Source organism: Janthinobacterium sp. UMAB-60 (genome assembly GCF_900095235.1).
Classification (GTDB): domain Bacteria; phylum Pseudomonadota; class Gammaproteobacteria; order Burkholderiales; family Burkholderiaceae_D; genus Janthinobacterium.
Genome location: NZ_LT607489.1, coordinates 255,873 through 268,959 on the forward strand (window position 1 = coordinate 255,873; position 13,087 = coordinate 268,959).

At 64.4% G+C, this 13,087-nt stretch carries 13 protein-coding genes and 1 riboswitch; all 13 genes read right to left on the minus strand.

The window, feature by feature from the left end; all coding sequences use genetic code 11:
* Positions 1-90 precede the first annotated feature (90 nt).
* Entirely contained in the window at positions 91-1,545 is a 1,455-nt protein-coding gene (locus K0F86_RS15105; RefSeq protein WP_219135123.1) for a cobyric acid synthase, read from the minus strand.
* A complete protein-coding gene (locus K0F86_RS15110; RefSeq protein ID WP_219135124.1) occupies positions 1,542-2,339 on the minus strand; it encodes an ABC transporter substrate-binding protein in 798 nt (265 codons plus the stop codon). The genes K0F86_RS15105 and K0F86_RS15110 overlap by 4 nt, the downstream gene beginning before the upstream one ends.
* Positions 2,336-3,235, minus strand: coding sequence for a cobalamin-binding protein (locus K0F86_RS15115; protein ID WP_219135125.1), 900 nt, complete (start codon positions 3,233-3,235; stop codon positions 2,336-2,338). Before K0F86_RS15115 ends, K0F86_RS15110 begins: the two co-directional genes overlap by 4 nt.
* Positions 3,232-4,218, minus strand: coding sequence for a threonine-phosphate decarboxylase CobD (gene cobD / locus K0F86_RS15120; protein ID WP_219135126.1), 987 nt, complete (start codon positions 4,216-4,218; stop codon positions 3,232-3,234). The genes K0F86_RS15115 and cobD overlap by 4 nt, the downstream gene beginning before the upstream one ends.
* Entirely contained in the window at positions 4,211-5,164 is a 954-nt protein-coding gene (cbiB, locus tag K0F86_RS15125) for an adenosylcobinamide-phosphate synthase CbiB (protein ID WP_219135128.1), read from the minus strand. The genes cobD and cbiB overlap by 8 nt, the downstream gene beginning before the upstream one ends.
* On the minus strand, positions 5,158-5,724 hold the full coding sequence (cobU, locus tag K0F86_RS15130; RefSeq protein ID WP_219135129.1) for a bifunctional adenosylcobinamide kinase/adenosylcobinamide-phosphate guanylyltransferase: 567 nt from the start codon (positions 5,722-5,724) through the stop codon (positions 5,158-5,160). Before cobU ends, cbiB begins: the two co-directional genes overlap by 7 nt.
* A gap of 7 nt (positions 5,725-5,731) precedes the next feature.
* Positions 5,732-6,370 carry a cob(I)yrinic acid a,c-diamide adenosyltransferase gene (cobO, locus tag K0F86_RS15135; RefSeq protein WP_219135130.1) on the minus strand — a complete coding sequence of 213 codons (639 nt, stop codon included), beginning with the start codon at positions 6,368-6,370 and terminating at the stop codon, positions 5,732-5,734.
* Positions 6,367-7,140: an ABC transporter ATP-binding protein gene (locus K0F86_RS15140; protein ID WP_219135131.1), complete on the minus strand. Its 774-nt coding sequence runs from the start codon at positions 7,138-7,140 to the stop codon at positions 6,367-6,369. The genes cobO and K0F86_RS15140 overlap by 4 nt, the downstream gene beginning before the upstream one ends.
* Before the next feature lie 7 nt (positions 7,141-7,147).
* The gene (locus K0F86_RS15145) at positions 7,148-8,173 is read right to left on the minus strand and encodes an iron ABC transporter permease (RefSeq protein WP_219135133.1); all 1,026 of its coding nucleotides are present in this window, start codon (positions 8,171-8,173) and stop codon (positions 7,148-7,150) included.
* An 88-nt stretch (positions 8,174-8,261) separates the two neighbouring features.
* On the minus strand, positions 8,262-10,127 hold the full coding sequence (locus tag K0F86_RS15150; RefSeq protein ID WP_219135134.1) for a TonB-dependent receptor domain-containing protein: 1,866 nt from the start codon (positions 10,125-10,127) through the stop codon (positions 8,262-8,264).
* 126 nt (positions 10,128-10,253) lie between these two features.
* Positions 10,254-10,496: riboswitch (cobalamin riboswitch) on the minus strand.
* A 44-nt stretch (positions 10,497-10,540) separates the two neighbouring features.
* The gene (locus tag K0F86_RS15155; RefSeq protein ID WP_219135135.1) at positions 10,541-11,095 is read right to left on the minus strand and encodes a histidine phosphatase family protein; all 555 of its coding nucleotides are present in this window, start codon (positions 11,093-11,095) and stop codon (positions 10,541-10,543) included.
* A 1-nt stretch (position 11,096) separates the two neighbouring features.
* A complete protein-coding gene (locus tag K0F86_RS15160; protein WP_219135136.1) occupies positions 11,097-11,903 on the minus strand; it encodes an adenosylcobinamide-GDP ribazoletransferase in 807 nt (268 codons plus the stop codon).
* 4 nt (positions 11,904-11,907) lie between these two features.
* The gene (gene cobT / locus K0F86_RS15165) at positions 11,908-12,948 is read right to left on the minus strand and encodes a nicotinate-nucleotide--dimethylbenzimidazole phosphoribosyltransferase (protein WP_219135137.1); all 1,041 of its coding nucleotides are present in this window, start codon (positions 12,946-12,948) and stop codon (positions 11,908-11,910) included.
* Positions 12,949-13,087 lie beyond the last annotated feature (139 nt).

Sequence of the window (13,087 nt, forward strand, 5' to 3'; positions counted from 1 at the left end):
ATCACAATAATTTATTGGGGGTTACTTAGCGTTTGAGGTGATCCAGCAAGCAGGTCGGGTCAGCCGGTACGGCGTAACCCGACAACACCATCAGCTCGGGAATCGTTCCAACGCATCCATCAACGGCAGCGCCGCATCGGCGATGCGTTCCAGGCTGGCCTCGCGCAGGGCGGCCGTATCCACCGTGTGGCCAGAGTCCAGCCCGGCCCAGCGCAGCAGCGCCGAACACGCGGCGGGCGTGTCGAACATGCCGTGCAAATAGCTGCCGAGGATTTGCCCGTCGCCCGATACGGCCCCCTCGGGCCGTCCATCGATCATGAACGCCGGTTGCCGCAGGGCGGCGCCCTGCGAGACGCCCATGTGGATTTCATAGCCTGCCACGCGCGCGTCGGCCGCGCCGTCAAACGCGCAGTGCCCTGCCACCTGCTGCAGGCGTTTTTCCGCCGTCAATTCAGTCACCATGTCGAGCAGCCCCAGTGCCGTTGATTCTCCCGCCGCGCCTTCCACGCCCAGCGGATCGCGCACGCTCTGCCCCAGCATCTGGAAGCCGCCGCAAATGCCGATTACCTTGCCGCCGTAGCGCAGGTGCTTCGCCAGATAGGCGGGCCAGCCCTGCTGCCGCAGCCAGGCCAGGTCGCCGCGCGTGTTCTTGCTGCCGGGCAGTATCACCAGGTCGGCCGGCGGAATCGGCTGTCCTTGTTGGATGAATTGCAGGTCGATGCCGGGATGGGCGCGCAGCGCATCGACATCCGTGTGGTTGCTGATGCGCGGCAGTTGCGGCACCAGCACCTTGAAGGCGCCGCGTTCTGACTGCATCGCTTCGACGGCGTCTTCCGCGTCGAGGAACAAGCCTTGCAGATAGGGCAGCACGGCCAGCACGGGCTTGCCAGTTTGCTGCTCCAGCCAGTCGATGCCGGGTTGTAGCAGGGAGATGTCGCCGCGGAAGCGGTTGATGACAAAGCCGACAATGCGCGCGCGCTCGCTGTCGGACAAACACGCCAGGGTGCCGATGATGTGCGCGAAGACGCCGCCACGGTCGATGTCGGCCACCAGGATCACGGGACAGTCGACGGCTTCCGCAAAGCCCATGTTGGCGATGTCGCGCGCGCGCAGGTTGACTTCGGCGGGGCTGCCGGCGCCTTCGACGATGACGGCGTCGTACTGCTGGCGCAGGCGCGCGAACGACTCCAGCACGGCGCCCATGGCGATGGTTTTATATTGCTGGTAGTCGCGCGCATCCATCTCGGCGCGCACCCTGCCATGGATGATCACCTGCGCGCCCGTGTTCGACGACGGTTTCAAGAGTACCGGGTTCATGTCGGTGTGCGGCGCGATGCCGCAGGCCAGTGCCTGCAAGGCTTGCGCGCGGCCGATTTCTCCGCCGTCCGCCGTCACGGCGCTATTCAAGGCCATGTTTTGCGGCTTGAACGGCGCAACCGTCACGCCGCGGCGCTTCAACAACCGGCACAGGGCCGCGACGACGGTGCTCTTGCCCGCATCGGACGTCGTGCCTTGCACCATCAGGACGGGGAAGGGGGTGTTCATGGCTGGCGCTCCTGCCATTGCGCGATGATGTCGCTGATCTGGCGCAGCCCTTCGGTAATCGCCGCCGGACCGGGCGAGAGGATATCGGGCGACTTGATCTCGAACAGCATCTGGTTTTTCACGGCGGGAATCGCCTCCCATCCCGGGCGTGCCGCCAGTTGCGCGGGCTGGAATTTCTTGCCGCACCAACTGGCGAGGATGATGTCGGGCGCGCGCCGCAGCACCTCCTGCGGGTCGGCGATGATGCGCTCCTTCGCGCCCGGATGCGCGGACAATTCCGGGAAGGCGTCCGTGCCGCCGGCGATCTCGATCAATTCCGCCGCCCAGCCGATGCCGCTCATCAGGGGCTCATTCCACTCTTCAAAGTACATCACGGGCTTGCGCGTCCAGGCGGCGGCGCGGGCCCGGGCGGCGGCGATGTCCGCGCGCAGGCTGGCGATCAGTTCACGGCCGGCGTCCTCGCGCCGCACCAGCGCGGCCAGTACGGCGATCATGCGCAGGATGCCGTCCACCGTGCGCTGGTTGAACTGGTGCACTTCGACGCCAGCCTTGACCAGGTCGCGGCAAATGTCCGCCTGCATGTCGCAAAAGCCGATCACGAGATCCGGTTTCACTGCCAGGATGCGTTCCAGATTCGTGGACGAAAAGCCGCTGATCTTGGTCTTTTCCTCGCGCGCCCGTGGCGGGCGCACGGTAAAGCCGGAAATGCCGGCGATGACGTCCTTGGCGCCCAGCGCATACAGCGTTTCCACGGCTTCCGTCGACAGGCAGGCGATGCGCTGGTAGTGGCTCATTGAGCGGCCTTGCCGCGGCGCTGGCGTGCAAGTTCCAGCTGTTCGCACATGGCGGCCGTGCCTTCGATCATGCGCGGGCCGGCGCGGTTCAGCAGGTCGCCATTCAGGCGGAACAGATTATTCCTGCGCACGGCCGTCATCGACGGGAAGGCGCGCCACATGGCCAGGCCACCTTCGCTGCGCGGGTCGCTCTTTTCGCTGGTGCCGAAAATGACTTCCGGGTCTTCCTGCAGCACGCCTTCCGGTGTGACGACAGGCGCCACCACCTTCATCGCGGAAAAGATATTTTGTGCGCCGCACACGCGCATGGAGTCGCTGATGATGCTCGCGCCGCTCAAGGTGTACAGGGGCTTGTCCCATACCTGGTAAAACACGCGCACGGGCGGGCGCTGCGCATACCGGGTCGTCAGGCTGGCCAGTTTGGCGCGCAGTTGCGCGGCGGCCGGCTTGGCGGTTTTTTCCGTGCCCATCAGCTGGCCCAGGCGTTCCATGCTGTCCGGGATGTCGGCCAGCTTGCGCGGTTCGCTGTGATAAATTGGCACCTTCAGCTGGCGCAGCATGGCGATTTGGCGCTCGGCGCTGCCATGCATCCACACGACGATCAGGTCCGGTTTCAGGGCGATGATGCGTTCCATGTCGTACTGGCGGTTGTCGCCCACTTGCGTGATCTTCTTTGCCGCTTCCGGATAGTCGCTGTAGCTGACGACACCGGCGATCTTCTCGCCGCCACCGGCTGCGAACAGCAGCTCCGTGACGTGCGGCGCCAGCGCCAGGATGCGCTGCGCGGGCCTGGCCAGGGTGACGGCATTGCCGTCGTCATCGCGCACGGTGATGGCGGCGTGCGCATGGGTCGAGATCAGTCCCGCCAGCAGCAGTGCTGTTTTCAAGTGGTTCATAGCTTCTTCCATGTGGTGAGTGCCTGTTCCAGCTGGAGCCAGGCGTCTTCGTTCGGCGGCAAACCCAGGCGGATGCCGTAGGCGGCGTGGCGGAACAGGCGCACCCAGATGCCCTGCTGCGCCATGTGGCGCCAGAAGGCTTCGGCGTCTTCTTCCGGCCACCATTGAAACAGCGCGCAACCGCCGCTGGCGATGCCGTGGCTGGCGAGCAGCTGGCGCAGGCGTTCGCCTTCATCGCGCAGGCGCAGGCGCATCGCAGCCTGCCAGCGCGCGTCGGTCAGCGCGGCCAGGGCCACTTGCTGCGCCGGGCCGCTGACTGTCCATGGCCCCAGCATGTCGGCCAGCTTGCCGAGCAGCGCGGGATGGGCGGCGACAAAGCCCAGGCGCAGTCCCGCGAGGCCGAAGAATTTGCCGACCGAGCGCAGCACGATGAGCCCCGGCTGGCCCGCATGCTGTCCCAGGCCGGCTTGCGCCTGCGTGTCGCCAAACGCTTCATCGACCACCAGCCAGCCGCCGCGCTGGGCCAGCCTGTTTGCCCAGTCCAGCAGCACCTCGGGCGCGATGTGCGCGCCGGTGGGGTTGTTCGGGTTGCAGACAACCATCACGTCGCAGCTGTCCACCGCATTGGCCAGCTGCGCATACGCTACATGCCGCAAGCTGTGGCCGTGCTGGCCCCAGTGGTGCGCGTGCTCCGCGTACGAGGGCGCGGCGACGACCACGCAGGACGGCGCGCGCAGCCGGGGCAAGGCCTGGATGGCCGCCTGCGTGCCGGCCACCGGCAGCATGGCTGGCGCGTGATAGTAGGCACAGGCGGCGGCGGCCAGCGCCGGGTCGCTTTCCGGCAGACGGTGCCAGGCGCTGGCGCTGCTGGCGGGCACGGGATAACCGTGCGGATTGATGCCGGTCGACAGGTCGATCCAGTCGGCCAGTGGTCGTCCATATTCGCGCGCGGCGTCGCGCAGGTTGCCGCCATGTTCAAGCAAGGTATTTCCCCCGCAGGTAATACAGCCCGGCCAGCAGCGCCACCCAGATCAGCCACAGTACGGCCGTTTCGGCCACCAGGCGCCAGGCGCGGTCGATGTCGCGCGCTTCGGCGGGACGGCCGGCGCCCAGCGGCGGGCGGCGTTCCAGCTCGCCGTCGTAGATGGCGTCGCCACCCAGGGCCAGGCCGAGGGTGCCGGCGCCGCTGGCCATCACGGGCCCCGCGTTCGGACTGTCCCAGCTGGGGGCTTGCCTGCGCCAGCATTGCCAGGCGCGTTTTTTATCCGCCATGGTCTTGCCCATGACGACATACGACAGGGCCGTCAGGCGCGCCGGCAGGTAATTCAATAGGTCGTCGATGCGCGCGGCGCAGCAGCCAAACCAGTCATAACGTTCGTTGCGGTAGCCCCACATCGCGTCGAGGGTATTGGCCAGCCTGAATAGCACGGCGCCGGGGCCGCCCGCCACGGCAAACCAGAACAGGGTACCGAAGACGGCATCGTTGCCGTTTTCCAGCAAGGACTCCGTGCTGGCCTTGGCCAGGCTGGCCGCATCGGCGTTGGCCGTGTCGCGGCTGACGATGCGCGCCGTCAGCAGGCGCGCGTTGTCCAGGTCATCGATGGCCAGGGCCTCGGCGATAGGTTGATTGTGGTCGCGCAGGCTGCGCAGGCCCAGGCACAGATACAGCAAAAAAACGTGCAGGGCCGCACCGGCCAGGCCGCACAGCCACGCGGCGAGGCAGGTGAGGGGGAGCACGGCCAGCGACCACGCCAGCGCGCCGCGCAGAAAACGCCCACGGCCCCGGTTCAGCAGGCGTTCGAGCGCGCTGGCGAGGCGGCCAAAGCCCACCAGCGGATGCCAGCGGCGCGTCTCGCCCAGGATCAGATCGAGCAGCACGCCGGCCGTCATCAGGCCTGCCAGCATGGGCAGCGACAGGCCGCTCAGCATGGACCACCCTTCAGGTGCAGAGGCAGGCCGGCGGCGACAAACACGGCCCTGTCGCAGATGGCCGCCACGGCCTGGTTCAGGCGGCCCGCTTCATCGGTGAAGCAGCGCGAAATGGCGCCATACGGCACGATGCCCATGCCCACTTCGTTCGATACCAGAATAAGGTCGCAATCGGTATCGCCAAGTTCGGCCAGCGCGTACAGCAGATGCGCGCGCTCGCTGTGGAACAGTTCGGGCAGGGCAATGTCGCCCACGTCCGGATAGGTTTCGCCGCTGGAAAACATCAAATTCGTCAGCCACAAGGTCAGGCAGTCGACCAGCAGCAGCCGGCCGGACTGTGCTTCCCGCAGGATGGCGTCGCCCAGGCGCAGAGGTTCTTCCAGTGTCGCCCACTCGGCCGGGCGTTGCGCACGGTGGTGCCTGACGCGCGTGGCCATCTCGTCATCGCCAGCCTGCGCGGTGGCGATGTAGATCACTTCCTTGCCCGACTCGCGGGCCAGCTTTTCCGCATAGGCGCTCTTGCCCGAACGGGCGCCGCCGAAGACCAGGGTGCGCGTCATGGCGCCGTTACCACTCGGTGCCGAGTTGCGCGCCGATGCCGGCCGCATACGCATGCTTGACGACGGCCATCTCGGTGACGGTGTCGGCGATCGCGATCAGTTCGTCCGGTGCGCCGCGGCCCGTGATGACCACGTGCTGCATGGCCGGGCGTTCCAGCAGGTCGGCGATGACTTTATGCACGTCGAGGTAGTTGTATTTGAGGGCGATATTGAGTTCATCGAACAGCACCAGGCCGTAGCTGGGGTCGGCCAGGAAGGTCTTTGCCTGCTCCCATGCCAGTTCGGCTTTTTCGATGTCGCGTTCGCGGTTCTGCGTTTCCCAGGTATAGCCTTCGCCCATCGCATGAAAGCTGATTTCGTCGGGGAAGCGGCGCAGGAATTTTTCTTCGCCCGTCGACATGGCGCCCTTGATGAACTGCACCACGCCTACCTTCATGCCGTGACCCATGGCGCGGATGGCCATGCCGAAGCCGCTCGAACTCTTGCCCTTGCCGTTGCCCGTGTTGACGATGATGATGCCGATTTCCTTGTCGGCCTTGGCGATGGCCGCGTCGATGATGGCCTTCTTGCGCTCCATGCGCACGCGGTGGCGTTGATTTATAGCTGCGGTATTAGCGGCGGTGTCCGCGTTGATGTTATCGCTCATTGTTGATCCTCTTTGGGTATGAATATCTTGCGTTTGCCGTGATCGATGATCTCGATAGGGTGGCCCAGGTAGTCGCTCAGGATGGACGCCTGCATCACCTCGGCCACGGAGCCGGCCAGCCAGCCGCCGTCGCCCATCAGCAGCAGTGCATGCGTCGAGACGCTGTGCGCCAGGTTCAGGTCATGTCCCACCATCACCACGGTTTTATTCTGTTCGCGGCACAGCTTCGACAGCAGGCCCATGACGCTGACCTGGTGCGCCAGGTCCAGCGCATTGGCCGGCTCGTCCAGCAGCAGCAGGGGCGTGTCCTGTGCCAGCATGGCGGCGATGGCCACGCGCTGGCGTTCGCCGCCGGACAGGCTGCGCACGTCGCGTTCGGCCAGGTGCTCCACTTCCATCGATGCCAGTGCCGCCAGGGCGATACGCTGGTCGTCGCTGCCTTCCCAGTAATGGTTGTCGTGATACGGGTGGCGCGCCGACAGCACGGTTTCGATGACGCGGTACGAGAACGCATCGTGGCGCGCTTGCGCCAGGAAGGCCCGTTCACGCGCCAGCGCCTCCAGCGGCCAGTCGACCAGGGCGCGGCCCTGTATCGTCACGTGGCCCGCATCCGGTTCGCGCAAACCGGCCAGCGCGCGCAGCAAGGTGCTCTTGCCCGCGCCATTGCGGCCGATCACGCTCCAGCATTCGCCATCCCTGATGTGCCAGGTGAGGTTTTCCAGCAGGGAGCGCGTGCCTGCCTTCAGGCCGAGTTGGTAGGTGCGGATCATGCTTTTTTCATCCCCTGCGCAATCGGTGCAGTTGGTACAGGAAGACGGGCGCGCCTATCATGGCCGTGACGACGCCGACGGGCAGTTGCAAGGGCGCGAGCACGGTGCGCGCCAACGTGTCCGCCAGTACGAGGAAGGTGCCGCCGGCCAGCGCGGCAGCGGGAATCAACAGGCGATGATCGGGGCCGCAGGCAAAGCGCAGCGCATGCGGCACGATCAGACCGACAAAACCCACGCTGCCGGCGCTGGTGACGGCGCTGGCCGTGAGCAGGCCGGAACAGAAGAACAGACCCTTGCGCAGGGCGCCCACGCGCACGCCCAGGGTGCTGGCCGCTTCCGCGTGCAGGGCCATGACGTTCAGCGAGCGCGCGCCGCGCAAGGCGAAGATCAGGGCACCGGCCAGGACCAGCCAGGGCATCAGCCGCGCGGGCGCGCCGGCCAGGTCGCCGATCATCCAGAACACCATGCTGCGCAAGCGGCTTTCAGGGGCAATTGAGAGCATCAGCGTGACGATGGCCATGCAGGCCGAGGCCAGGATCACGCCCGTCAGCAGCAAGAGCGAGGCGCCGCCTTCGGCCGCCGTGCCGCCGCGCAGGTCGCGGCGGGCAAATAAATACAGCAGCATGGAGACGCCGACGGCGCCGGCAAAGGCGGCCGCGTCGACCACCCACAGCGCGCACATGAACAGCAGCGCGGCCAGCGCGCCGACTGAGGCGCCGGCGGAAATGCCCAACACGTACGGGTCGGCCAACGGGTTGCGCAGCAGCGCCTGCATCATGACGCCGGCCAGCGACAGCGCCGCGCCGGTGACAAAGGCGGTCAGCGCGCGGCCCAGGCGCAGGTCGAGCAGGGTGGCGGCGAGGGTATCGGTCTTGCCCTGCACGACATGGAACAGGGCGGAAGGCAGGTCGGCGAGCGGAATCGCGATCGAGCCGATCATGCCGGAGAAAATCAGGCTGGCAATTGCGCACACGATCAGCACCGTGAGGATCACGGTGGCGCGGTGGCGCATGTTGCGGAAAAATGGGTGCATGTACTGCCTTAAAAACGGGGACTGCAGAACTGCATCTGCGGGCGACGGCGGCATGCCATCGCCCGCAGCTTACATCATTACAACATGGTTATTTCGAGCCGTAACGCAGGCCGACGAAGAAGTTGGAGCCGGCGGTATTGTAGTTACGTGCCAGTTCATACTTCTTGTCAGTGATATTGTTCCAGCGCGCCAGCACCGACCAGTCACGTGCCACTTGATAGGTCGCGAACAGGTTGACCAGGCCATAACCGCCCAGGCTGGTCGTGTTGGCAGGATTTTCAAAGCGTTTGCCCGACAATTGCCATTCGGCGCCTGTGTTCAGTTGACCGATGCTGTAGTCGGCTGCAAAGTTGGCGTGACGCTTGGCGCGGCGCACCAGTGATTTGTCCAGGGTTTGATCGCGTGGATCTTGCAGGTCGATATTGCCGCTGAGGCCAAAGTCGCCAAACTTGCGGCGGCCGGTCAGGGTGATGCCTTCCAGTAATGCCTTGTTGACGTTGTAGGCGCAGCCGAACGGATGCGTGGCCACTTCAACCGGGCAGGTATCCGCATAAATCAGCAAATCGGTCACACGATTGTGATAGTACACGGCGCTCAGTTGCGTCTTGCCATCATCGTAGCGCAGGCCAACTTCCGCATTGCGGCCTTTTTCAGGACGGTTGCTGGCAATGCCGTAACCTGGGTAATACAGTTCATTGTAGGTGGGCTGGCGGAAGCTGGTGCCATAGCTGGCGGTAGCGCGCAAGGCATTGTTGATCTGGTAGCCGTAACCAAGGCTGCCAGTGGTGGTCGAACCGGTTTCCGACATCTTGTCGCGACGCAGGCTGGCGCTGAGCAGGTGCTGCTCGCGCTTCATGGTGTAGGACGCTGCCAGCGACTTGGTGTCGCGGGCACGATTCAAGATTGGCTTGGCGCTGGAGACGACTTCTTCCTTGCGGTAGCTGGCCAGCAATTGCAGCGTGTCGATGCCGATGGCGATGTCATTTTGCCAGTCGAAAGTCGATTGCTTGGTTTCCAGAGAGCTCTTGCCGGCCGCGCCCGCAGAGGTGTCCTCGTTGGCCTTGTCGCGTGCTTCGGCAACTTGGACCTTGCTGTGCCAGCCTGGAACGAATTCATTGTTCATGAATACGCCGATGTTTTCCAGTTTCTGATTGCTGCGCGTATCGTAGCCAGGGCCGCTGTCGTACTGGGCTTCAAGTTTGCTGTTCATGAACACCAGGCCCAGGTCGTGCCCCTTGGCCAACTGGAAGCCAAGCTGGCCCGTGACGCTTTTCTTGTCGTAGCCGTCTTTGTCGGCGTTGTAAGAGAAATTACCTGGTTTGGTAGCCGAAAAGCCGTCGCTTTTTTCCTTGCTGACGTTCAGCGAGTAGCTGAGGCTATTGTAGCCACCGGTTGCACCTGAAACGCTGGCGTCATATTGACGCGTGGCATCGCTGCCAAAGCCGACCGATGCGCCAACCACTGGCGTGCCGCTGCCTTTTTTGGTGAAAATCTGGATGACGCCGCCGATGGCGTCGGCACCGTACAGGGTGCTCAATGGGCCGTAGACGATCTCGATACGGTCGATATTGGCCAGTGGAACCGGGCTCCAGTTGGCGGTGCCCAGGGTCGAGGAACCGATGCGGATGCCGTCCACCAGAACGATATTCTGAGTACTGTTCGCGCCACGAATGAACACCGACGCCGCCGTGCCTGCGCCGCCATTGCGCGTCACTTCGATGCCGCGCTGCTTTTGCAGCAATTCGGTCACGGAACCAGCGCCCGAGCGGGCAATTTCTTCGCTGGTGATGATTTTCGTATCGGCCAGCAATTCGCTGGCTTTTTGTGGAGTGCGGGTCGCGGTAACGATCACCGGGTCGAAGGTATCTGGCGTGGCTTGGGCGAAAGCGGCAGGCGCGGCAATGGCTAGCGCGAGCGACGTGAGGGCCGCGTGGCGGGAAACAGCATGGGTCATGATAATTTTCAGTAAGTAATATGCAACCAGCCGACGTCCCCGTAGGCCAGATTGAACAGAAGTGGGAACTGAAGATGACGATCGAAGATGGCCATGGGCCATTCGGATCGCGAACATCCCCGTTCGCACACTTCCACCTGTCCTGGCCGGTATCCGGGCTGGCAAGTACCGCTATCCCACCTTCCCATGCTCGATGATTGCAAGCACAGTGGTTGTCAGAGATAGCTTGTCGTCCGCTTCCTGTCGGGAGGGGCGACACTTGCTTACCGTTGCGGGGGCAGCACACGCTCGCCGCGGGAGCGGCATCGTGTTTCCCGTTTAACTGCGCTCATGGACATGAACGCGGGCACCAAAACCCCGTCATTATACGTGCAGCGGGCGTGGACTGAAATGCCTGGCTGGACGATTCGATATCAGAAATCGACGACAACCGTCGCGCCGTAGGCGATTTTATGGGCGGAACGGGCGGCCAGCAGGGCGGTTTCCTCCAATGGCAGCCGGGCTTGCAGTGCCGACAGCAGGCGGATGGTGCCCGCGTGGCAGATGATGACCGCCGTTTCGTGTTGTTCACGCAACAGATCGCCTAAAAACGCATCGACGCGGGCGGCCATCGCCAGCACATTCTCGCCGCCGCCGGGGCGGTACCAGGCCAGATCGGCGGCCCAGGCATCGATGTCCGCGCGTGCAATCGCGTGCCAGGGCTGCATTTCCCACGCGCCGAAATCCATCTCGGCCAGCCGCGCGTCGAAGCGCAAGTCGCTGGAAGGCAGGTCTTGCGCCAATGCTGTCGCCAGGCCGGCGCAGCGGCGCAACGGGCTGGCATACAGCGGCACGCCGGCTGGCAGCGTTGCTTGCAGGCTGGCGCGCGCCGTGGCCATTTCGTGCGGCGCCACCGCCACGTCGCTGCGGCCATAGCAGGTGCCGCTGGTCACCTGCGGCGCTGGGTGGCGCACTAAAATCAGTCGCATGTTAATAGAAGCGTATGGGATGCTGGAAGCTGGACAGGATGGCCAGGTAAATCGCCACTTCCGCCACCTGTTGCACGGCGCCCAGGCAGTCGCCTGTGTAGCCTTGCAGGCGGCGCTGGCATTTGCGGCCCAGCCAGAATGCGGCAGCTGTCGCCGCCACGATGGCAAAGACCAGCGTGGCCCAGTTAACTATCCCCAGCACGCCGCAGGCGATGGCGGGCAACAGGGCGCAGGTAGCGGCGATGATGAACTCTTTGGTAGTCATTTCTTGCGCCATCGGCTTGGCCTTGCCTTCGTCGCGCGCATAGTCCATGACCCAGATCAGCGAGACGGCGGCCAGGCGAGACAAAGGATGAGCGATGAATAATGTCGCCACCAGCGTGGCAGGTGGCAGCGAAGCGAGCGCCGTGCATTTGATGGCGAGCAGGCAGATGATGCCGATGGCGCCATATGCGCCGATGCGCGAATCCTTCATGATTTCCATTACCCGCTCGCGCGTCAGCCCACCGCCAAAGCCATCGCACATGTCGGCGAAGCCGTCTTCATGGAAGGCGCCCGTCAGATAAATGCCGGCGGCGACGGCCAGCAGCACGGCCACCGCCGAAGGCAGGAGCCAGCTGGCCAGCAGATACACTGCGCCGGAAATGGCCGCCACCACCACGCCGACCAGCGGGAAGTAGCGCGAGGCGTGCTGCAGCCAGGCCGGCTCGAAACCCACCCAGCGCGGGATCGGCAGGCGCGTGAAGAACTGCAGCGCAATGAAGAAGAGGCGGCATTGATGGACTGCGGCGGAAACGGGGTTGCTCATGGTCTTAGTCTGGCGTGGACTTTTCGCTGACCTGGGCCGAGGCGAAGGTCGCCATCTCGCGCATGAAGTTGACGGCCGCGTGCAGCAGCGGCAAGGCCAGGGCCGAACCCGTGCCTTCGCCGAGGCGCAAATCGAGGTGCAGCAGAGGGCGCGCGCCCAGGCTGGCCAGCAGCTGGCGGTGGCCGTTTTCATCGGAGCAGTGCGAAAACACGCAGTAATCGAGGATGGCGGGCTGCAAACGGGCCGCCACCAACAAGGCGCTGCTGACGATGAAGCCATCGATCAGCAAGATCATGCGCCGTTCGGCCGCCTTCAGCATGGCGCCGGCCATCATGGCGATCTCGAAACCGCCAAAGGTGGCCAGTACGTCGAGTGGCTCATCGAGTGCCGCATGATGCGCGACGGCCGCTTCGATCACCTGCTGCTTGTGCAATATGCCTTCCTTGGACAGGCCGGTGCCGGCGCCCACGCAGTCGGCGACGGGGGTTTGCGTCAGCTTGTGCATCAGCGCGGCGGCGGCGGTGGTGTTGCCGATGCCCATTTCGCCAAAGCCCAGTACATTGCCGTCGAGCGTGGCGACCAGATCCATCCCCGCCTGCATGGCGGCGATGCACTGTTCCTGGCTCATGGCGGCTTCGTTGGCAAAGTTGCGCGTGCCCGGACCCTGCTTGCGGTCGAGCAAGCCTTCGCGCGGGCCGAAGTCGTGGTTGACGCCCGCATCTACTATATACAAGGCGCAATTGTTCTGACGGGCAAAGACATTGATGGCGGCGCCGTCGGCCAGAAAATTTTCCACCATTTGCCAGGTCACGCTTTGTGGATAGGCGGAAATGCCTTCGGCGACGACGCCATGGTCGGCCGCAAAAACGATGATGGCCGGCTGGTGCAATGCCAGTTGCGTGCTTTGCTGGATCAGGCCGATCTGGCGGGCCAGGGTTTCCAGTAGCCCCAGGCTGCCCAGCGGCTTGGTCTTGCTATTGATGGCGTGTTCGAGGGCGCTGGCGAGGGCGGGATTGGCGGTGGGGTTGATGTGTGGGATAGGCATGGGAGTCAAGGTGGATGTGGCAGGGTATTGCCAGCGCTACGATATCACACAGCAATATTTGCCCAACTGCAAATTAGCGCTTGCGGGGCGCGCGGGGCAGGGCTATAATTCGCCCCCTCGCTGAACGATGCATGCAAAT

Excerpts from the sequence above, each read along its gene's own strand:
- K0F86_RS15145 (WP_219135133.1), bottom strand. The coding sequence starts at position 8,173 with ATGCACCCATTTTTCCGCAACATGCGCCACCGCGCCACCGTGATCCTC.
- cbiB (WP_219135128.1), bottom strand. The coding sequence starts at position 5,164 with ATGCTGAGCGGCCTGTCGCTGCCCATGCTGGCAGGCCTGATGACGGCC.
- K0F86_RS15150 (WP_219135134.1), bottom strand. The coding sequence starts at position 10,127 with ATGACCCATGCTGTTTCCCGCCACGCGGCCCTCACGTCGCTCGCGCTA.
- K0F86_RS15140 (WP_219135131.1), bottom strand. The coding sequence starts at position 7,140 with ATGATCCGCACCTACCAACTCGGCCTGAAGGCAGGCACGCGCTCCCTG.
- K0F86_RS15160 (WP_219135136.1), bottom strand. The coding sequence starts at position 11,903 with ATGAGCAACCCCGTTTCCGCCGCAGTCCATCAATGCCGCCTCTTCTTC.
- K0F86_RS15105 (WP_219135123.1), bottom strand. The coding sequence starts at position 1,545 with ATGAACACCCCCTTCCCCGTCCTGATGGTGCAAGGCACGACGTCCGAT.
- K0F86_RS15110 (WP_219135124.1), bottom strand. The coding sequence starts at position 2,339 with ATGAGCCACTACCAGCGCATCGCCTGCCTGTCGACGGAAGCCGTGGAA.
- cobU (WP_219135129.1), bottom strand. The coding sequence starts at position 5,724 with ATGACGCGCACCCTGGTCTTCGGCGGCGCCCGTTCGGGCAAGAGCGCC.
- cobO (WP_219135130.1), bottom strand. The coding sequence starts at position 6,370 with ATGAGCGATAACATCAACGCGGACACCGCCGCTAATACCGCAGCTATA.
- K0F86_RS15155 (WP_219135135.1), bottom strand. The coding sequence starts at position 11,095 with ATGCGACTGATTTTAGTGCGCCACCCAGCGCCGCAGGTGACCAGCGGC.
- K0F86_RS15115 (WP_219135125.1), bottom strand. The coding sequence starts at position 3,235 with ATGAACCACTTGAAAACAGCACTGCTGCTGGCGGGACTGATCTCGACC.
- cobT (WP_219135137.1), bottom strand. The coding sequence starts at position 12,948 with ATGCCTATCCCACACATCAACCCCACCGCCAATCCCGCCCTCGCCAGC.